The 18,871-nt window shown below is 74.1% G+C and carries 13 protein-coding genes and 1 tRNA gene; 6 read left to right on the top strand and 8 right to left on the bottom strand.

What is annotated here, in order from left to right; all coding sequences use genetic code 11:
• The first annotated feature begins 99 nt into the window (after window positions 1-99).
• The 5 genes from ABFY03_RS29660 to ABFY03_RS29640 all read left to right on the top strand — a co-directional run bounded on the left by ABFY03_RS29660 (window position 100) and on the right by ABFY03_RS29640 (window position 10,555).
• Entirely contained in the window at window positions 100-2,103 is a 2,004-nt protein-coding gene (locus tag ABFY03_RS29660) for an SPFH domain-containing protein (protein ID WP_346171237.1), read from the top strand.
• Between the two features lie 79 nt (window positions 2,104-2,182).
• Window positions 2,183-7,036 (top strand): DNA repair ATPase, encoded by a 4,854-nt coding sequence (locus ABFY03_RS29655; protein ID WP_346171236.1) that lies wholly within the window; start codon window positions 2,183-2,185, stop codon window positions 7,034-7,036.
• A gap of 127 nt (window positions 7,037-7,163) precedes the next feature.
• Window positions 7,164-8,465 carry a Na+/H+ antiporter NhaA gene (gene nhaA / locus ABFY03_RS29650; RefSeq protein ID WP_346171235.1) on the top strand — a complete coding sequence of 434 codons (1,302 nt, stop codon included), beginning with the start codon at window positions 7,164-7,166 and terminating at the stop codon, window positions 8,463-8,465.
• Window positions 8,466-8,598: 133 nt separating this feature from the next.
• Window positions 8,599-9,663 carry a lipoate-protein ligase LplAB gene (lplAB, locus tag ABFY03_RS29645; RefSeq protein ID WP_346171234.1) on the top strand — a complete coding sequence of 355 codons (1,065 nt, stop codon included), beginning with the start codon at window positions 8,599-8,601 and terminating at the stop codon, window positions 9,661-9,663.
• An 85-nt stretch (window positions 9,664-9,748) separates the two neighbouring features.
• The gene (locus tag ABFY03_RS29640; protein WP_346171233.1) at window positions 9,749-10,555 is read left to right on the top strand and encodes a S1 family serine peptidase; all 807 of its coding nucleotides are present in this window, start codon (window positions 9,749-9,751) and stop codon (window positions 10,553-10,555) included.
• Window positions 10,556-10,625: 70 nt separating this feature from the next.
• Here the strand turns inward: ABFY03_RS29640 and ABFY03_RS29635 are convergent.
• From ABFY03_RS29635 to ABFY03_RS29600, 8 genes are all read right to left on the bottom strand, one after another.
• Window positions 10,626-10,710 (bottom strand) — tRNA-Leu (locus ABFY03_RS29635).
• A 96-nt stretch (window positions 10,711-10,806) separates the two neighbouring features.
• Window positions 10,807-11,220 carry a VOC family protein gene (locus tag ABFY03_RS29630; protein ID WP_319013357.1) on the bottom strand — a complete coding sequence of 138 codons (414 nt, stop codon included), beginning with the start codon at window positions 11,218-11,220 and terminating at the stop codon, window positions 10,807-10,809.
• A 335-nt stretch (window positions 11,221-11,555) separates the two neighbouring features.
• Window positions 11,556-12,440, bottom strand: a complete 885-nt coding sequence (locus ABFY03_RS29625) for a branched-chain amino acid aminotransferase (RefSeq protein ID WP_346171232.1) — start codon at window positions 12,438-12,440, stop codon at window positions 11,556-11,558.
• Window positions 12,437-13,726 carry an ATP-grasp domain-containing protein gene (locus tag ABFY03_RS29620; protein WP_346171231.1) on the bottom strand — a complete coding sequence of 430 codons (1,290 nt, stop codon included), beginning with the start codon at window positions 13,724-13,726 and terminating at the stop codon, window positions 12,437-12,439. Before ABFY03_RS29620 ends, ABFY03_RS29625 begins: the two co-directional genes overlap by 4 nt.
• Window positions 13,727-13,743: 17 nt before the next feature.
• Window positions 13,744-14,760: a DMT family transporter gene (locus tag ABFY03_RS29615; RefSeq protein ID WP_319009105.1), complete on the bottom strand. Its 1,017-nt coding sequence runs from the start codon at window positions 14,758-14,760 to the stop codon at window positions 13,744-13,746.
• Window positions 14,754-16,046 carry a DUF6421 family protein gene (locus ABFY03_RS29610; RefSeq protein WP_346171230.1) on the bottom strand — a complete coding sequence of 431 codons (1,293 nt, stop codon included), beginning with the start codon at window positions 16,044-16,046 and terminating at the stop codon, window positions 14,754-14,756. The genes ABFY03_RS29615 and ABFY03_RS29610 overlap by 7 nt, the downstream gene beginning before the upstream one ends.
• On the bottom strand, window positions 16,043-16,612 hold the full coding sequence (locus tag ABFY03_RS29605) for a type 2 periplasmic-binding domain-containing protein (RefSeq protein WP_319009107.1): 570 nt from the start codon (window positions 16,610-16,612) through the stop codon (window positions 16,043-16,045). Before ABFY03_RS29605 ends, ABFY03_RS29610 begins: the two co-directional genes overlap by 4 nt.
• Window positions 16,613-16,878: 266 nt before the next feature.
• Window positions 16,879-17,994 (bottom strand): helix-turn-helix domain-containing protein, encoded by a 1,116-nt coding sequence (locus tag ABFY03_RS29600; RefSeq protein WP_346171229.1) that lies wholly within the window; start codon window positions 17,992-17,994, stop codon window positions 16,879-16,881.
• Window positions 17,995-18,161: 167 nt separating this feature from the next.
• On the opposite strand from ABFY03_RS29600, the gene ABFY03_RS29595 reads away from it, so the two are divergent.
• Window positions 18,162-18,866 (top strand): hypothetical protein, encoded by a 705-nt coding sequence (locus ABFY03_RS29595; protein ID WP_346171228.1) that lies wholly within the window; start codon window positions 18,162-18,164, stop codon window positions 18,864-18,866.
• The last annotated feature ends 5 nt before the right edge of the window (window positions 18,867-18,871 follow it).

Below are 18,871 nucleotides of genomic sequence, written 5' to 3'. Positions count from 1 at the left end.
CGTCTCGCCTTCGCCTTCTCCTCGTCTTCCCTCGTCTTCCCTCGTCTTCCCTCGTCTTCTTCTTCGTCTGCTTCTTCGATCGACTCGGGGTTCTCTCTCATGGATGCCATCACCTCGGGCGTCGGCGTGCTCGCCGCCGTCGTCCTGCTCGCCGCCGTGGCGGCGCTGTTCGCGGTCGGCCGGCTGTTCCGGAAGGTGGAGCAGGGCAAGGCACTGATCGTCTCCAGGATGCGGAAGGTCGACGTGACCTTCACCGGGCAGGTGGTCCTGCCCGTGCTCCACAAGGCCGAGGTCATGGACATCTCGGTGAAGACCATCGAGATCTCCCGGACCGGCCGGGACGGCCTGATCTGCCGGGACAACATCCGGGCCGACATCCGGATCTCCTTCTTCGTCCGGGTCAACAAGACCGTCGAGGACGTCATCCGGGTCGCGCAGGCGATCGGCACCGCCCGCGCCAGCGACCAGGCCACCCTCCAGGACCTGTTCAACGCCAAGTTCTCCGAGGCCCTCAAGTCCGTCGGCAAGCAGATGGACTTCACCGACCTCTACACCAAGCGCGAGGAACTCCGCTTCCGCATCATCGAGTTGATCGGCATCGACCTCAACGGCTACAGCCTGGAGGACGCGGCCATCGACTACCTGGAGCAGACGCCGCTGACCCACCTCGACGCCGGGAACATCCTCGACGCCCAGGGCATCCGCAAGATCACCGAGCTGACCGCCGCCGAGAACGTCCGCACCAACGAGCTGCGGCAGCACGAGCAGAAGGAGCTCACCCGGCAGAACGTCGACGCCCGGGAGGCCATCCTGGAGCTGGAGCGCCGCCAGGCGGACGCCGAGATCAAGCAGCGCCGCGAGATCGAGACGGTCCGGGCCCGCGAGGAGGCCGAAACCGCGAAGATCGTCGAGGAGGAGCGGCTGCGCGCCCAGAGCGCCTTCCTGCGGACCGAGGAACAGCTCGGCATCCAGCGGGAGAACCAGGCCCGCGAGGTCGCGGTCGCGCAGAAGAACCGCGAGCGGGTCATCGCCGTCGAGAACGAGCGGATCGAGAAGGACCGGATGCTGGAGGTCATCGCCCGGGACCGCGAGACCGAACTCACCCGGATCTCCGCCGAGAAGGAGGTCGAGGCGGAGCGCCGGGAGATCGCCGAGGTGATCCGCGAGCGGGTCGCCGTCGACCGCACGGTCGCCGAGCAGGAGGAGTCCATCAAGCGGCTGCGGGCCGTGGAGGAGGCCGAGCGCGAGCGGCAGGCCCTCGTCATCGCCGCCGAGGCCGAGGCCCAGGAGAAGCTGGTCAAGGACATCAAGGCGGCAGAGGCCGCCGAACAGGCCGCCGTGCACCGCGCGGCGGAGGAACTCACCCTCGCCGAGGCCCGGCACAAGGCCGCCGACCTGGACGCCCGCGCCAAGATCCGGCTCGCCGAGGGCCTGCAGGCCGAGGCCGCCGCCGAGGGGCTGGCCGCCGCCCAGGTCCGCGAGAAGGAGGCCGACGCCACCGAGAAGGCCGGCCGCGCCGAGGCGGAGGCCACCGAGGCCCGGCTGCGCGCCGAGGCCGAGGGCCTGCGCGCCAAGGCGCTCGCCGAGGCCACCGCGATCGGCGAGAAGCTCAAGGCGGAGGCAGAGGGCCTGAACCAGAAGGCCGTCGCCGTCGCCGCCTTCGACGAGGCGTCCCGCACCCACGAGGAGTACCGGCTCCGCCTGGAGGCCGAGAAGGACATCCGGCTCGCCGGACTCGACGTGCAGCGCCAGGTCGCCGAGGCGCAGGCCGCCGTGCTGGCCACCGGCCTGGAGAACGCGGACATCAACATCGTCGGCGGCGAGTCCGTCTTCCTCGACCGGCTCGTGCAGTCCGTCGCCCTCGGCAAGGCCGTCGACGGCTTCGTCGACCACTCCTCCACGGCCCGGGCGCTGGCCGGACCCTGGCTGGACGGGGAGGGCTCCTTCACCGAGGACCTGACGACGGTGCTCGGCTCCCTCTCCAGCGCCGACGTGCAGAACCTCAGCGTGTCCGCGCTGCTCGCGAAGGTCATGCGCTCCGGCCTGCCGACCGCCGCCGCGCCGGCGGAGAGCCGCGTGCCGAACGGCACGGCGGCGAACTGACGGACGACCAAGGAAGGGAGGGCCGGCGCCGGGTACGGGGGTCCCGGCGCCGGCCCTCCGCGGAGCGAACGGGAGAGACATGAGCGGGCTGAACACCGAGAGCGCGGGCACCGGACCGCGGGGCGTCGACGAGGACGCGTACGCCGTGCTGCGCGGCCGGCTGACCGCGCAGGCGGCCGAACTGGCCGCGCGGACCCAGGCGCTGAACGAGGCCAGGACGCGCGCGTTCGGCTCGGGCGAGCTGGAACTCGCCGGGACGGGGCAGGCGAGGACGGAGGCTCCCCGTGTCCTGACCGACGTCGTGGCCGTCGGGGGGCTGCTGCTCTTCGGCGGCACCCGGCCGGCCGGCGCCGGTGCCGCGGAGCCCCGGGTCGCCGACGTCTTCGCCCTGTACGACCGGGAGTTGGCCGCCCGGTCCGAGGACGCGGTGCCCGGGCTGCTCGACGACCCGGCCTTCGTCCGCGAGTTCGCCGCCCTGCACCGCTACTTCCGCGGCGCCCGCCTGGTCCGGCTGCGCCGCACGGAGAGCCGGCTCCTGGCCGTCTTCCGTACCGGCGAGAAGGCCGACGACCTGCGGGTCCTGCGCTGGGCGGTCGGCCCGTCGGGCGAGTGCCGCTTCCTGGACGCCCAGGGGGAACGGGACCTCGTCACACCGCCCGGCCAGGACGTCGACTGGGTGGCCGCCACCCGGGAGGACCAGGTGCCCGGCCGTCACCCGCACCTCTCGCTCGGCGGGCGGCTGTTCGTCTCCACGGTCGGCGGAGCGCTGACCGTCAAGACCGAGAACGACCCGGAGAGCGCCGAGGGCGTGTACGCCGAGCCCGTCGAGGAGCCCCTGCAGGCCCTCGCCGACGCCGAGGTCGCGCACGCCGTCGTCGGACCGCTGGTCCTCGTCCGGGTCCTCCCCTACCGGGAGGAGACCGCGCGCCACCTGGTCTTCCACTCGCTCACCGGCGCGGTCACCCGCGTCGACGGCCTCGGCCGGGCCTGTCTGCGGCTGCCCGACGACCGGGGCGTGGTGTTCCCGGGCGGCTACTGCCTCGCCGACGGCACCGTGCGGACCTTCGACACCGACACCGAGGGCATGGAGTTCGACGGGGCCGTCACCTCGCCGCACGACGAGGACGTCCTCTACGCCTTCCGGGCGCCCGCGGACGGCCGGTCGCTGCTGCTGCCGTACAACCGGGTCCGGGAGGAGATCGCCCGCCCCGTCGCCGGCCGCGCCCACGCCCTCCTCGACGACGGCACCATGGCCGTCCTGCGCGGCACCGGCGCCGAGCCCGGCCGCGTCCACCCGGTCCAGATCTGGCGGACCCCGTTCGCGGCCGACACCCATGCCGTCCCGGCGGGGACGGGGCCGCTGGCCCGGCTCGGCAACGCCGACCTGGTCCGCGGCATCTCCGACTGCCTCGCCGTCGCCCGCCAGGCCGCCGAGACCGTCCCCCACCGCGCGGCGTACGAGGCGCTGATCGCCGCCTGCGACCGCGCCGCCGACACCCACCACTGGCTCGGCGACCCGGAGACCGGCGACCTCGCCGCGCCGCTCACCACCCTGCGGACCACCGCCGGGCAGGTGCTCGCCGAGTTCGAGACCGTCGCCACCCTCACCGACCGGGCCGCCGCCGCCCTCGCGGAGACCGGGGAACACCTCGCCCGGCTCACCCGCCGGGTCCGCGGGGAGACCCCGGCCACGGCGCGCGAGTGGATCTCCCGGCTGACCGGACTGCGCCGCGCGCAGGGCGACCTGCTGGCCGTGAAGGAGCTGCGGTACGCCGACACGGACGCCGTCGACGCCCTGGCCCGCCGGGCCGAGGAGGACCTGGCCGCCGCCGCGCGGCGCGCCGTCGCCTTCCTCGGGCGCGCGGACGCCTTCGCCGAGCAGCGGGCGGAGGCCGAACGGCTCGGCGCCGCCGCGGCCGAGGCCGACAGCGTCGCCGCCACCCGTGACCTCGCCGGCCGGCTCGACGAGCAGACCGTCGGACTGCGCACCCTGAGCGAGGTCGTCGCCGGCCTCGACGCCGCCGACGCCACCGCGCGCACCACCGTCCTCGAACGGGTCGCCGACCTCCTCGGCTCCCTCAACGCCACGCGGGCCACCCTGGACGCGCGGCGGGCCGACCTCCTCGACCGGGAGGGACGGGCCGCGTTCACCGCCGAGTTCGCGCTGCTCGCCGAGGCGGTCACCGGGGAGCTCGCCGGGGCGGACACGCCCGAGGAGTGCGACGCCCGGCTCGGCGGGCTGCTGCTGCGGCTGGAGAACCTCGCGTCGCGGTTCGCCGACCACGACGGCTTCCTCGGCGAACTGGACGAGAAGCGGACCGGGATCCACGACGCCTTCGCCGCCCGCCGCCAGGCCCTGACCGACGCCCGCGCCCGCCGCGCCGCGCGGCTCGCCGAGTCCGCGGGCCGGATCCTGGAGGCGGTCGCGCGGCGGGCCGTCGCGCTGGACGGCGCCGGCGACGTCCACGCGTACTTCGCCTCCGACCCCATGGTCGCCCAGGTGCGGCGCACCGCCGAGGAGCTGCGGGAGCTCGGCGACCAGGTGCGCGCCGAGGAGCTGGAGGGGCGGCTCACGGCCGCCCGGCAGGAGGCCGGCCGGGCCCTGCGCGACCGCTCCGAGCTGTACGCCGACGGCGGCGACGTGCTCCGCCTCGGCCGGCACCGCTTCGCCGTCCAGCGCCGGCCGCCCGAGCTCACCCTGGTCCCGCACGACGGCGGCCTGGCCTTCGCGCTCACCGGCACCGACTACCGCCGTCCCGTCACCGACGACCCGGCGTTCGCGGACACCCGCGCCTGCTGGGAGCGCACCCTGCCGTCCGAGTCGCCGGACGTGTACCGCTCCGAGTACCTGGCCGCCCGCCTCCTCGCCGAGCACGGCGTCGAGGCCCTCGCCGCCGCCGACCTCCCCGCCCTGGTCCGGCGGGCCGCGGAGGCCGCGTACGACGAGGGGTACGAGCGCGGCGTGCACGACCACGACGCGGCGGCGATCCTCGCCGCGGTGCTGCGGCTCCACGAGCGCGCCGGCCCGCTGCGCCACCCGGCGGCCGCCAGGGCGCGGGCCCAGCTGTTCTGGGCGCACACGGCGTCCGACGGCGAGCGGGCGGCCTGGTCCCGGCGGGCCGTCTCCCTCAGCCGCGCCCGTGACCTGTTCGGGACGGCGCCGGGCCTCGACGGGCTCCGCCGCGAACTGGCCGAGCGCGCCGGCGATCCGGCGGCCGCCGCGTACCTCGTCGAGGAACTGGCCGCGGGGCCGGACGGGTTCGCGTTCTCCGCGGAGGCGCGCGCGCTGCTGGAGAAGTTCCGCAAGGCGGTCGGGACCGACGCGTTCGACGAGGACCTGGGAGCGGTGCCGGAGCCGGGGGCCCGGCGGCAGCTCGTCGAGGGCTGGCTGCGCGCCTACGCCGACGCGTCCGGCGATCCGGTCGACGACGGCGTCCTGGCCGAGGCCGCCGCCGTCGAACTCTGTCCGGACCTGGGCCGTTACGACGTCGACGGCGCGACCGCCGCCACCGTCTCCGGACTGCTCGGCAGCCACCCGCGGCTGCGGGCGGGCGCGCTGGAGCTGCGGCTCGACGAGTTCCTGCTCCGCACGGCCCGGTTCGCCGCCGACGAGGTCCCCGCCTTCCGGGCGTACCAGCGCCGCCGCGGCGAACTCGTCGCGGCGGAACGGGCCCGGCTGCGCCTGGACGAGTACCGGCCCCGGGTCATGTCCTCCTTCGTGCGCAACACCCTCGTCGACGAGGTGTATCTGCCGCTCGTCGGCGACAGCCTCGCCAAGCAGCTCGGCGCGGCGGGCGCCGGCCGGCGCGCCGACCGCCACGGCCTGCTCCTGCTGCTCTCCCCGCCCGGCTACGGCAAGACGGCCCTCGTCGAGTACGTCGCCGACCGCCTCGGGCTGCTGTTCGTGAAGGTCGACGGCCCGGCCCTCGGGCAGCGGACGGTCTCGCTGGACGTGGCCGAGGCCCCCGACGCCACCGCCCGCAGAGAGCTGGAGAAGATCGCGTTCGCGCTCGCGGCGGGCACCAACGTGATGCTGTACCTGGACGACATCCAGCACTGCTCGGCCGAGTTCCTGCAGAAGTTCATCCCCCTCTGCGACACCACCCGCGGCCTGGCCGGGCACGACCTGCGCGGCAAGCGCTTCGCGGTGTGCATGGCGGGGAACCCGTACACCGAGTCCGGACGGCGCTTCCGCGTCCCCGACATGCTCGCCGACCGCGCCGACGTGTGGAACCTCGGCGACGTCCTCAGCGGCCGGGAGGCCGCCTTCGCCTTCAGCTTCGTCGAGAACGCCCTCACCTCCCACCCGGACCTCGCTCCGCTGGCCGGGCGGGACCGGGCCGACCTGGAGCTGCTGACCCGGCTCGCGGCCGGGGACCCGACGGCGTCCCGGGCCCGGCTCGCCCACCCGTACGCCCCCGCGGAGCTCGACCGGATCCTCGCCGTCCTGCGTCACCTGCTGGCCGCGCGGACCACCGTGCTGGCCGTGAACGACGCCTACATCGCCTCCGCGGCCCAGACCGACGACGCCCGCGCGGAGCCGCCCTTCCGGCTCCAGGGCTCGTACCGCACCATGAACAAGATCGCGGCCCGGATCTCGCCGGCCATGGACGCCACCGAGCTCGCCGCGCTCGTCGACGACCACTACAAGGCGGAGGCCCAGACCCTGACCGGCGACGCCGAGGCCAACCTCCTCAGGCTCGCCGCCCTGCGCGGCACCCTCACCCCGGGGCAGGCCGCCCGCTGGACGGATATCACCGCGGCCCACGTCCGGTCCCGCTCCCTCGCCGGAGCGGGCGACGACCCCACGGCCCGTGCGGTCGCCGCCCTCGGCCTCCTCGCCGACCGCATCACGGCCGTCGAGGCGGCCATCACGCGGGCGACGGACCGAGCAGGGTCCCCCTGTTCCAGCGGATCGGAGACGCCGTGGTGAGACTCCCGCGCACCCGATAGGGTGTGAAGAACGCATCAAGAACACGATGCCGGTGTGCCGGGAAGTCTGGTCGGCGTCCGAAGGGCCTCTGCGCCCACCTGCCGACATGCCCGGAGGCTTCCTCCCCATGACCCAGGCACGCCCTCGCAAGACCGTCTTCGGACTCCTCCCCTGGCCCGAGCGCCAAGCCGTCGCCGAAGCCCTCCGAACGGAGACGGTCGGCGGACTCGTCCTGCTGGCCGCCGCGGTCGTCGCGCTGCTCTGGGCGAACAGCCCGTGGAGCGCCGCGTACGAGTCGATACGGGACTTCCACGTCGGGATACCCGCCCTCGGCCTCGACCTCTCGGTCGGCCACTGGACCTCGGACGGCCTGCTCGCCGTCTTCTTCCTCGTCGCCGGCATCGAGCTGAAGCGCGAACTGGTCGTCGGCGAGCTGCGCACCCCCGCCACCGCCGCACTGCCCGTCATCGCCGCCCTGTGCGGCATGGCCGTCCCCGCCGCCCTCTACACCCTCACCGCCACGGCGGGCGGCGGCAGCCTCGACGGCTGGGCCGTGCCGATGGCCACCGACATCGCCTTCGCCCTCGCCGTCCTCGCCGTCATCAGCACCCACCTCCCCTCCGCCCTGCGCGCGTTCCTGCTGACCCTCGCCGTGGTCGACGACCTCGGCGCCATCCTCATCATCGCGATCTTCTTCACCGGCGACCTCGATTTCCGGGCCCTGGGCGGAGCCTTCGCCGGCCTCGCCCTCTTCTACGCCCTCCAGCGCCTCCGCGTCCGGGGCTGGTGGTGGTACGTGCCGCTCGGCGTCGCCATCTGGGCGCTCATGTACCACTCCGGCGTCCACGCCACCGTCGCCGGCGTCGCCATGGGCCTGATCCTGCGCACCACCCTCGACAGCGGTGAGGAGCGGTCGCCGGGCGCGCGGGTCGCCCACCTCGTCCACCCCTTCTCCGCCGGCGTCGCCGTCCCCCTCTTCGCCCTCTTCGCCGCGGGCGTCGCCCTCTCCGGCGACGCCCTCGCGAAGGTGTTCACCGACCCCGAGCCGCTCGCGGTCTTCGTCGGCCTCGTCGCGGGCAAGATCCTCGGCGTCTTCCTCGGCACGTACGCCGCCGTGCGCTTCACCCGCGCGAGACTCAACCCGGACCTCGCCTGGGCGGACGTCTTCGGCCTGGCCGTCCTCGCGGGCATCGGCTTCACCGTCGCCCTGCTGCTCGGCGAACTCTCCTTCACCGACCCGGCCCAGGTCGAACACGTCAAGGCCGCCGTCCTGCTCGGCTCGGTCACCGCGGCCGTCCTCGCCGCCGTGCTCCTCCGCCGCCGCAACCGCCTCTACAGGCGCCTGTGGGAGGAGGAGAACCGCGACGACGACGCGGACGGCATCCCCGACGTCTACCAGAGCGGCACCCGGCCGGGCGGACCCCGTTGACGGCCGACCGCCCCGGACCCGCGCCGCTCGGTGGGCATGACCTAGAGTGCGATGCGCGGTATCCGTAGATTCATCCGATTCCGGGGCCGGACCGGACCAGGGTCCCGGCCCCGCGCGGGAAGGGGACGACACCGTGCACGGTGAGTACAAGGCGCCCGGCGGCAAGCTCGTCGTCGTCGATCTGGACGTCGAGGACGGGGCGCTGCGCGACGTCCGGGTGGCCGGGGACTTCTTCCTGGAGCCCGACGAGGCCATCCTCGCGATCAACGGCGCCCTGGAGGGCGCGCCTTCGACCGCGGACGCCACGGAGCTCGCGGCCCGGATCACGGCGGCCCTGCCCGAGTCCACCGTGATGTTCGGGCTGACCGCGGAGGGGATCGGCATCGCCGTCCGGCGGGCGCTGGCCCACGCGACCGAGTGGAGCGACTACGACTGGCAGCTGGTGCACGCGGGCCCCCAGGAGCCCGCCCTGCACATGGCGCTGGACGAGGTGCTCACCGCCGAGGTCGCCGCGGGGCGGCGGGCGCCGACCCTGCGGGTCTGGGAGTGGGCGTCGCCCGCCGTGGTGATCGGCAGCTTCCAGTCGCTGCGGAACGAGGTGGACCCCGGCGGGGCGGCGAAGCACGGCATGACCGTGGTGCGGCGCGTCTCCGGCGGCGGGGCCATGTTCGTGGAGCCCATGAGCACGATCACGTACTCCCTGTCGGTGCCGGAGTCCCTGGTCTCGGGCCTCTCCTTCGCCGACAGCTACGCCTACCTCGACGACTGGGTGCTGGGCGCGCTCGGCGACATGGGGATCAAGGCCTGGTACCAGCCCCTCAACGACATCGCCACCGAGGCCGGGAAGATCGCGGGCGCCGCGCAGAAGCGGATGGTCGGCCCGGACGGCGGCCCCGGGGCCGTGCTGCACCACGTGACCATGTCGTACGACATCGACGCCGACAAGATGCTGGAGGTCCTGCGCATCGGCCGGGAGAAGATGTCCGACAAGGGCACCCGGAGCGCCAAGAAGCGGGTCGACCCGCTCCGCCGGCAGACCGGCCTGGCCCGGGAGCAGGTGATCGAGAACATGATCGCCTCCTTCCACGACCGGTACGGGCTGACCGCCGGCGAGGTCACCGCGGACGAGCTGGCCCGGGCGGAGGAGTTGGTCCGGACGAAGTTCGCCACCGAGGAGTGGACCGCCCGGGTGCCGTAGCCGCCGCCCCTCCGGCCGGGTGACCCGCCCGTCATCGGCTCGTTGACGTCGTGGACACGCTGGGTCGACGGCCATGGAGGGCACATTGGGACGGGCGAGAGCACTGACGGCGGCGCTCCTGGGGACGCTCCTGGCGACCGCGCCGGTCGCGCCGCGCGAGGCCGGCGCGATCGTCGGCGGCCGGGAGGCGGCCCCCGGGGCGTACCCGTACGTCGCGGCGCTGGTCGACGTCGAGCGGCACCGCCCGTTCTGCGGCGGCGCGCTGATCGGCCCCCGGCACGTCCTGACCGCCGCGCACTGCCTGACCGGCTCGTACGGCGACACCGGCCGGGTCGCGGTGCTGCTCGGCGAGCACGACCTGCGGACGGCGACCGAGTCCCGCCACGCGCGCGTGGCCCGCCCGGCCCGCTTCACGATCCACCCCCGCTACGACCGCCGGACCCAGCACGACGACCTCGCCGTGATCACCCTGGCGGACCCGGTCCGCGCGGACGCCGGCGTCCGCCCCGTCGCGCTCCCCGCACCTGAGGAATCGTTCACCCGCACCCGTCTGGAGGCGGTCGGCTGGGGCGCGACCTCCTTCGGCGCGGACCCCTCACCGGTGCTGCGCACGGTCACCCTCGACACCCTCTCCAACCCCGCCTGCGCCCGCCGCGGCGTCGACGGCCTCACCCCGGCCCAGCTCTGCACCTGGACCCCCGGCCGCGACACCTGCGTGTACGACTCCGGCGGCCCCCTGGTCCACCGCTCCCCCACCGGCCGCCCCACCCTGGCCGCCCTGGTCTCCTACGGCCGCGGCTGCGCCACGGACACCCCCGCGGTGAACACCAGGATCACCGCCCACCTCCCCTGGCTCACCCGGCTGACGGGCCTCAGCCCACCGGCCTCCTGAGGGTTCCGGGCATACGGCGACGAGCCGTGCACTCCGGTTCTCACCGGCCTGCACGGCTCGTCGTCGATCGTGTCCGAGGGGGGACTTGAACCCCCACGCCCGATAAAGGGCACTAGCACCTCAAGCTAGCGCGTCTGCCATTCCGCCACCCGGACAAGGTGTTGGCCGCTGCTCGTTCCCTCGCGGCGACGAACATCAATCTACCAGGTGTTCGAGGTGCTTCTCACCCACGTTTCCGGTGGTCAGGAGGGTCAGGAGGGCTGCCCCGCGATGTCGACCATCCAGGTGATGCCGAACTCGTCGGTGCACATGCCGAAGACGTCGCCCCACATCTGCTTCTCCAGAGGGACGGAGACGGTGCCGCGCGCGGCGAGCTTGTCCCAGTAGCCGCGGAGCTCGGTGTCGTCGTCGCCGCTGAGGCTGATGCTGATGTTGTTGCCGACGGTGTGGTCCATGCCGGGCGGGTTGTCCGAGACCATCAGCGTGAAGCCGGCGGGCGTCTCCAGCATGCCGTGCATGACCTTGTCCTCGTACCCGGGCGGCGCCTGCCCGAACTGGGCGTAGGTGTTGACCTCCGGGGAGCCGCCGAAGACCTCCTGGTAGAAGTCGAGGGCCTGCCTCGCCTTGCCGGTGAAGCTGATGTACGGGTTGAGCCGGGACGCCATGGATCACTCCTCTGCGGATCGCGGGGCGCGGGGCGCGGGACGCGGACGCGGACGGCACATCGGGTACGGATGTGCGCCCCGACCCTAGGCACCTCTCCCCCCCGGCGGGCGTGCCGCGCCGGGAGGCGGCGGCACGGCCACCGGAGCGGACGAGCCGCGGCGGGTTCCGCCCCCTGGGCCGTCTCTTTCGGATCAGGCCGGATCAGGGAGCGGCGTCTGGTGCGTGCGCTCGCAAGGCGGAGGAGGGAGTCGACGCGGAGCGTTGCTGACTGACGACAACGCCGCGACGGTGCGTGCCAGGCGTCGCGAGCCCGGCATGATCCGGAAGAGACGGCCTAGGGCGCGGTGACGGCGCGGGTCAGGTCGGTGTACGCCTTGGAGAGTGCCGTGGTGACGCTTCCGACCTCGTAGGAGCGGGCGTCCACGGCGCGCACCGGCTGCACCTCGTAGGCCGTGCCGGTGAGGAAGAGCTCGTCGGCGCGGTCCAGTTCCTCGGGCCCGATGTGCCGTTCGTGGACGGTGATCCCCAGGTCCGCGGCGAGGGACAGGACGGTCTGCCGGGTGATGCCGTCGAGGAAGGTGTCCGGGGTCGGCGTGTGCAGGGCGCCGTCGATCACGAGGAAGAGGTTGGCCCCGGTGGCCTCCGCCAGGTGTCCGCGGAAGTCCAGCAGGAGCGCGTCGTCGTATCCGGCCGCCTCGGCCTCGTCGCGGGCGAGGGTGCAGATGTTGTACAGCGACGCCGCCTTGGCCCGTACCGGCGCGGTGTCGGGGGCGGGACGCCGCCACCGGGAGGTGCGCAGCCGGATGCCGCGGCTGCGCGCGTCGCCGGAGAAGACGTGCGGCCACTCCCACGCGGCGAGCGCGACGTGGACGGACGTGCCCGCTCCGGAGACGCTGAGCTGCTCGCTGCCCCGCCAGGCCACGGGCCTGACGTACCCGTCGACGATGTCCTGGCGCCGGACGGTCTCCCGCATCGCGGCGTCCAGCTCGGTGACGTCGAAGGGGACGCGGAAGCCCAGCTCCCGTGCCGAGGCGTGGAGGCGCTCGAAGTGCTCGACCGGCTTGAAGGCGCGGCCGCCGTAGACGCGGACGCCCTCGAAGACGCCGCCGCCGTAGTGCAGTCCGTGGGACAGGACGTGCAGGCGGGCGTCGCGCCACGGCACGAACGCGCCGTCCAGCCAGATCACGCCGTCACGGTCGTCGAACGCGGTGGTGGTCATGCCTGCCCCTCGTGGCCATGGTCGGCGACCTCGGCGTACTCGATGCGGATGGACCGCTCCAGGAAGCGGTGGAACTCCTCGGTCTCGGCGAGGTCCTCGTGCCGGGACAGCACGAACGCGGGGTAGCCGGTGAAGTCGGGGTAGGGCCGCACGACGTCGCCGGGGAAGAGCATCTGCACGACGTGGTCGACCCGGGGGTCGTCCCGCAGTGCGTCCAGGCCGTGGATCGCGGTGATCCGTCCGTGACCGCCGCAGGGGACGATGTAGTTGGCCGCGGCCCCGACGGGTGCCGGCAGCCCGTCGGAGACCGGGAGTCCGGCGCCGAGGCCGGCGGCGAGGCGCAGGGCCTGCGCGGCGAAGTCGATGCCGGTCACCCCGGAGACGACGTGATGGGAGACGCCCGAGCCGCCGATCCGGGCCCCCATCTCCAGCAGGTACGGGGTCGTGCCGCCGCGCAGCCGCAGCTCGGTGTGGGTGGGGCCGTCCGTGATGCCGAGGGCCTTGTGCGCGGCGGTCACCTCCCGCAGGACGGCGTCCCGGACCGCCTCGGGCAGCGCGGCCGGCGCGCGGTAGACGCCCTCCTCGAAGTGCGGCCCCTGGGGGTCGCCCTTGTAGCCGATGGTGAGGATCCGTACGGCACCGTCCTGGGCGAGGGACTCGACGGCGAACTCGGGGCCGTCGAGGTACTCCTCGACCACCAGCCCGTCCACCTGTCCGAGCTTGCCCTCGCTGGTCCGCCACACCTCGTCCACGACGCTCTTCAGGCTCTGCGGGGTGTCCGCCTTGGTGACGCCGAGGCTGGAGAAGCCGTGGGCCGGCTTCACCACGACGGGGAAGGTCAGCCGCGCCGCCTCCGCCCAGTCGGCCGGCCGGTCCAGCCGGACGAAGCCCGGCACGTTGAGGCCCGCGGCGGCCAGGCGCTCCCGCATGACCCGCTTGTCCTGCGCGCCGAGCGCCGCGTCCCGGCCGATGCCGGGCAGCCCGAGCAGCTCCGCGGCCTCGGCGACGAAGGGCACGGCGGGGTCGAAGAGCGTGACGACGCCCTGGAAGGCGTTCTGCTCGTACCGCCGCCGCAGGGCGTCCAGCGCGCCGGCCCGGTCGGCCTCGATGTCCAGCCGCAGGAGCTCCACCACTGCGGGCGGCAGCCGGTCCTCGGACACCGCCTCGTCGGGCCGGGGCACCAGCACGAGGTCGATGCCGGCCCGCTCCGCGCCCTCGAAGACCCAGGGGAGCGAGGCGCGCTGGTAGACCAGCACGAGGGTGGGGCGGGGGCTGTCGGTCGTCATCACCAGGTCCTTTGCCGTCACGATGTTTCCTGCCGGGTGCGCGCCCCGGCCGTTTCCCCGGCGGACTCCTCGTCCTCCGCCGCGCCGGTCGTGGCGCGCCCGGGGGCGGGGGCGCCGCCGATGGTGAGCCACACGCCGCCCGCGCACAGCAGGAGCAGCAGCAGCACGAGCGGTCCCGGCGCGGTCTCGCGGCCCAGGGCCCACTCGCCCAGTCGCACCAGGAACGGTACGACGAGCGCGAGGGCGGAGGTGAACAACGGGCCCTTGCGCAGGATGAGTTCGTGCGAGATGAGGAAGACCGGCGCGGTGAGGAGCACGCCGAGGGCGGCGATGCCGCCCCAGTCGGCCGGGGAGACTCCGCCCAGCGGGACGAACAGGACGACCGTCAGTCCCAGCATGACCGTGCCCGCGCCGGTGATGGCGGGCAGGGACGCGACCGGTGACAGGTCCGCCATGCGCCGCCGGTAGACGTAGCCGTACACGGCGTAGGTGAAGGTGCCGCCGAGTGCCAGCAGGCCCCCGCTCACCAGGGCGCCGCCGCCGGTCCCGGATGCCTCGCCGGCGGAGGCGTCGGCCAGGGCGTATCCGAAGGCCGCGACCACGGCCAGTACGGTGCCCAGGACCTTGCGCCGGGTGGAGGGCTCGCGGAAGGCGAGGGCTCCGATCACGAAGGTGAGGCAGGGCAGCAGGGAGACGATCAGGCCGACCCGGGAGGCTCCGATGAAGCCGGTCCCGAGCAGGGTCCCGGAGTAGTACGCGAAGAAGCCGAGGAAGGCCAGCAGCGCCACGCTCCCGCCGCGGGCGGCCGCGGTACGGGCCTCGGACCGCAGCCGGGGGTGCAGCAGGGCGACGACGGTGATGACCGCGAAGCTGGCCGCGGTCCGGCCCGCCGCCACCAGCAACGGCGGTGCGCCGTCGACGAGATGGCCCGCCAGCAGCCAGCCGGCCGCCAGCAGTGCGATCATCAGCACCGACAGGGCGGGCACCACGAGGAGCCCGCCCCGGTGGGTGCGCGGGGGTCCGTCCGTCACCATTCGGCGCGCTCGAACTCCAGCGCGGGCATCCGGTCGAGGCCCTGCTTGGCCCGCAGCAGCACCCGCTGGTCCTCGGTGAAGGCGTACCGCTGCCGGGGCGCGCCGGCGGGCGCGGGCTCGGGGGCGGGAAGGTACCGGCGTACGAGTTCCCTGGCCGCCGCCCGGTACTCGTCGTCGGTCGTGACCTCGGCCTCCAGCTTCTCGACCGTGGCGACGAACTCCCGCAGGGCGTCGAGGGCCTTGGCCCGGTCGAAGCGGAGCAGGGCGCCGCCGGCAGGGTCGCCGGCCAGCGCGCCGTGCTCGCGCAGCCAGGAGTAGAGGAAGACCCCGGTGCCCGAGTCGAAGTTGCGGGTGGCGTCGTCCGCCTGCGGGTAGCGGAAGATCCGCTCCAGCAGGATCATGTCGGTCTGCTCCTCGGCGAACGGGACGACGTCGCCGTCCTGGCAGGCGAGGACGGTCTTGGCATCGACCTTGATCTCCTCCAGCAGGCCGACGAACCAGTTCATCTTCAGCGAGATGTGCTCGTCGAACGGCCAGAGTCCCTGGTAGTGCATCGAGTCGTGGAGATAGCCCCAGATGGCGCGGGCCTCGAAGCACACGTCCGCGTCGAGGCCCGTGGACGCCCGGGGCAGGGACTCCGGCGTCAGGACGGCCTCCGCCCCGGTGAGCGCGTAGGTCTCGTGGATCTTCCGCATCTTGTTGTAGAAGAACATGGCGTAGGGCTGCTCGGTGATCTTGTCGTGAGCGGCCACGTTCTCCGGGAAGAAGACCAGGCAGTTGCCCTGCCGGAACCCGGCGCTGCCGGTGATCAGCACCAGCGACTGGCAGTTGTTCTTGGGGTGCGGATACGACACGGCCAGCTCGGGCAGGGCGGCGGGCTCCTTGCGCAGGGCGAAGAAGCAGTCCAGCCGCTTGCCGACGGGCGGCGCGCTGTTGGTGCTCTGCAGCGGCGCGAGGAAGAAGACGGCCTCGCCGTCCTCGGGCACCCGCAGGGCGTCCCGCGAGCGGGCGAAGTGGGGCCGGGTGTCCAGGCCGGCCGCGAGCCAGTCGTCGACGTCGGCCGCCAGCGCGCTGCCCTGCGCGTCCCCGCCGCGCCGGGCGTACCAGGCGCACGCCTCGTCGCGGATGCGGGCGAGCAGCGCGCGGTCCGCGTCGGTGGCGTCGGGGACGGTCCCGTCGTCCTCCTGCCGTGCCCGGAAGCGGTCGACCATCGGGACGAGGGAGCCGGTCAGTTCGTCGGCGTCGGCGAGCAGGCCGGCCGGGACGGGAGCGGTCGCGGGGTTCACAGCGCGGCTCCCGCCGGGAGCGGGCGCTCGGTCTGGGCGCCGACCGCCAGCACCTGGTGGACGGTGAACACCATGGGCACGGCGCCGAAGTCCCGTACCACGCGCAGTCCGTGGTTCTCGGCCGCGACGATGGTGGTGATGCAGCCCTCGACGCGTCCCTCGGCGCAGTCGATGGCGGCCTGGGAGTTGCTCAGCACCTCCCGGAACTCCGCGCCGGCGGGGATGAGACCCTTCGGCGCCGGGTGGGAGGCGACGGTCGCCGGCCGGGCCGTGCCGCCGGTGGCGAGCACCATGTTGTGCGTCGGCATGACGAAGCTGTCGATCATCTGCAGGCGGTGCAGGTTCCCGAAGACCAGGGTGTGCAGCGCGGGGTAGACCGCGCAGGCGACCAGCGCGTGCTGTCCGTCGTCCGGGACGGCTTCGAGCGCGGACTCGATCGAGGCGTGCAGCTCCACCGTTCCCCGGACGCCGTTGCGCCGGAGCCATTCGTGGGAGGCGGCTTCCAGGTTGGTGCCGTGGGGACCGAGTGTGTGCAGGTGCCGGACGCGTTCCGACTGATGGTTCACATGCCTCATGGAATCCCCCGTAACGAACAGTTGGTCGACGGCCTCACCGGGTGCCTCCGGCGAGGCGTGCGCAGGCTCGCCACCATGCCTCACGGAAGTGATCACGTGAGGCCGGGCACGAACCCGGAGGGCGGGGGTCCGTGGCGATACGCACCCCTTGCTCCCCAACTCCGCCGCCGTGGCAGGACCTTGAGGTGCAGGTTCGTCCGCCTCACGCACCGACCTGACAGACTCCGTGATCACCCGTCGCGCCATGGCGAAATATGTCAGGTGAAGTCGTCCGAATCTCGTCGACGCGGGACACGCGGTCCGCCCGGGGCGGCAGGTGCGGCCGGCGGACCGGCGTCCGCCGATGAGGTCGCGAGCGCCGTCCCGAGGCCGGTCCGTGCGTAGCGGACGACGCGGCCCCGGCGGTGGCGGTCGACCAGCCCCGCCCGCAGCAGGATGCCGAGGTGGTACGAGACGGTGGCGCTGCTCCAGCCGGTCCTCCGGCTCAGGTCGAGCGTGGACGCGGGCACGTCGAGCGCGGCCAGCAGGGTGGCCCTGGTCACGCCCACGAGGCCCGAGAGGGCCGACGCCTCCGCACCCGACGGGCGCTCCCCGAGAGCGCCGATGCCGCGTGCCCGGTAGACCAGCACCGGCGTGTGCGGACGTTCGGCGGCGAACAGCACCGGTCCGACGTGCGTCGTGGCGGGCACGAACAGCACTCCTTCGCCGGCCCAGTCGATGACCCCGGAGTAGTCGCGCTCCAGGACGAGTTCGGTGCCGGTCCACCGCATCCGTTCGCCGAGGTCGTCGAAGACCGCCGCGGCGCCGTGCGCGGCCATCCGGTCGGCACGGTGGCCGATGTCGGCGTCCAGCACCGCGCGGACCCGTGCCCAGTCCGGCGCCAGCACGGTCTCGAACAGGGTCGCCATCGCCGCGGCGGCGGCGGTCGCCACCGCGGCACCGCCGTCGCGCGCCACCCGCGCGAGCGCCGGGGGCATCGGCCGCCGCCACCGCTCGTACGCCGCCGCGCTCCGGTGCAGCGCGAGGACGTGCGGCCACACGCGCCGACCGCGGACGGCGATGTCGAGCTGGTAGTCGACCTCCTCGCCCGGGGTCGCCGCGATGCGGGCGGCCACCTCCCGCGTCGATTCGCCGGGGCGTGGCACCGGCGTCAGGAAATCCGGGGCGTAGCTGTGATCGGCGGGCACCAGGTCCTCGAGGAGCGCCAGTTGCTCCGGCGGGAGTGCCCGCCGGGCACGGGCGTGCCACTCCCGTGCGTGCGCGGCCGGGTGCCGGCCGCGCTGCCGCAGCACGCCGAGGACCTCCATGGCCGGAGACGTGGCGAACCGCGACCTGCTCCAGGCCCCTGCGTCCAGCTGCAGCCTCATCGCCATCCCGGGAGTGTCCCACCGCCGCCGGGAGGGGCCGATGGATTCGAAGGGCCTCGAATCCGTGGAAGCCGCCGCCACCACCGCCGGAGGGTGATCCGCGACGGTACGACCCCGACCGAGGAGGCGCCTTGAACTCCGACCGAACCCCTCTGAACTCCGACCGAACCCCTGTGAACGTCGGGCACGCACCTGCGCATTCCGGCCCCGACCTGCCGTCAGCCGCGATCGGCCGGCGCGGCCTCGTGCGCGTGGGCGCCGTCCTCGGCGTGACGGGACTCCTGGCCGCCGCCGGGCCGGCGGCGGCCGCCGGCGACGCTCCGGGCGCCGATCCCGCCCTGCGCAGGCCGATCCTGGTCGGCGCCAACCCCGGCCTGCAGCTCTTCGACGGAGCGGGCTCGTGCACGGCCTACGTCTCCACCTGGCAGGTGGAGTGGTCCACCCATGGCGCCGGGAACGCTCTCGTGCTCTGGCGGCCGGACGGCGTGCGGGTCGTCGGGGAGGACCCGCACCTCGCGCTCTGGCTGGCCGACCACTTCGTCCGGCACTTCCCCGAACTGGACGGCCTGCCCTGGTCCGCCCCCCGCTTCCACCGGTCCGCGGTCCAGGTGCGGCTCGACCTCGCGTCCGGGCTGCGCGCCCGGGGCGGAGGCGTCGACGTGCGGATGGCCGAGGTCCTCGACCGGCGCGCCTTCGCCACCGACGGGTTCCCGCTGGCCGGCGTGGACCACAGCCTCAGCCTGGTGTTCGGCCCGTGCGGGCGAGCCGGACTGCGCGTCGACGGCCGGGTCCAGCCCGGCGAGATCCGTCGGGGAGGGACTCCCGGCCGCCCGTCGTCGTCGGCGTTCCTCGCCGCGGCCGAGGTGTGGCGGGCCTGACCGCC

The organism is Streptomyces roseofulvus (assembly GCF_039534915.1).
Taxonomy (GTDB): domain Bacteria; phylum Actinomycetota; class Actinomycetes; order Streptomycetales; family Streptomycetaceae; genus Streptomyces; species Streptomyces roseofulvus.
Note: the sequence above shows the minus strand (reverse complement) of the source record. Positions and strands in the feature narration are given on the sequence as shown.

What these genes read in the sequence shown, in the direction of transcription:
- ABFY03_RS29660 (WP_346171237.1), top strand. Translation starts at nt 100, where the DNA reads ATGGATGCCATCACCTCGGGCGTCGGCGTGCTCGCCGCCGTCGTCCTG.
- ABFY03_RS29655 (WP_346171236.1), top strand. Translation starts at nt 2,183, where the DNA reads ATGAGCGGGCTGAACACCGAGAGCGCGGGCACCGGACCGCGGGGCGTC.
- nhaA (WP_346171235.1), top strand. Translation starts at nt 7,164, where the DNA reads ATGACCCAGGCACGCCCTCGCAAGACCGTCTTCGGACTCCTCCCCTGG.
- ABFY03_RS29630 (WP_319013357.1), bottom strand. Translation starts at nt 11,220, where the DNA reads ATGGCGTCCCGGCTCAACCCGTACATCAGCTTCACCGGCAAGGCGAGG.
- ABFY03_RS29625 (WP_346171232.1), bottom strand. Translation starts at nt 12,440, where the DNA reads ATGACCACCACCGCGTTCGACGACCGTGACGGCGTGATCTGGCTGGAC.
- ABFY03_RS29620 (WP_346171231.1), bottom strand. Translation starts at nt 13,726, where the DNA reads ATGACGACCGACAGCCCCCGCCCCACCCTCGTGCTGGTCTACCAGCGC.
- ABFY03_RS29615 (WP_319009105.1), bottom strand. Translation starts at nt 14,760, where the DNA reads ATGGTGACGGACGGACCCCCGCGCACCCACCGGGGCGGGCTCCTCGTG.
- ABFY03_RS29600 (WP_346171229.1), bottom strand. Translation starts at nt 17,994, where the DNA reads ATGGCGATGAGGCTGCAGCTGGACGCAGGGGCCTGGAGCAGGTCGCGG.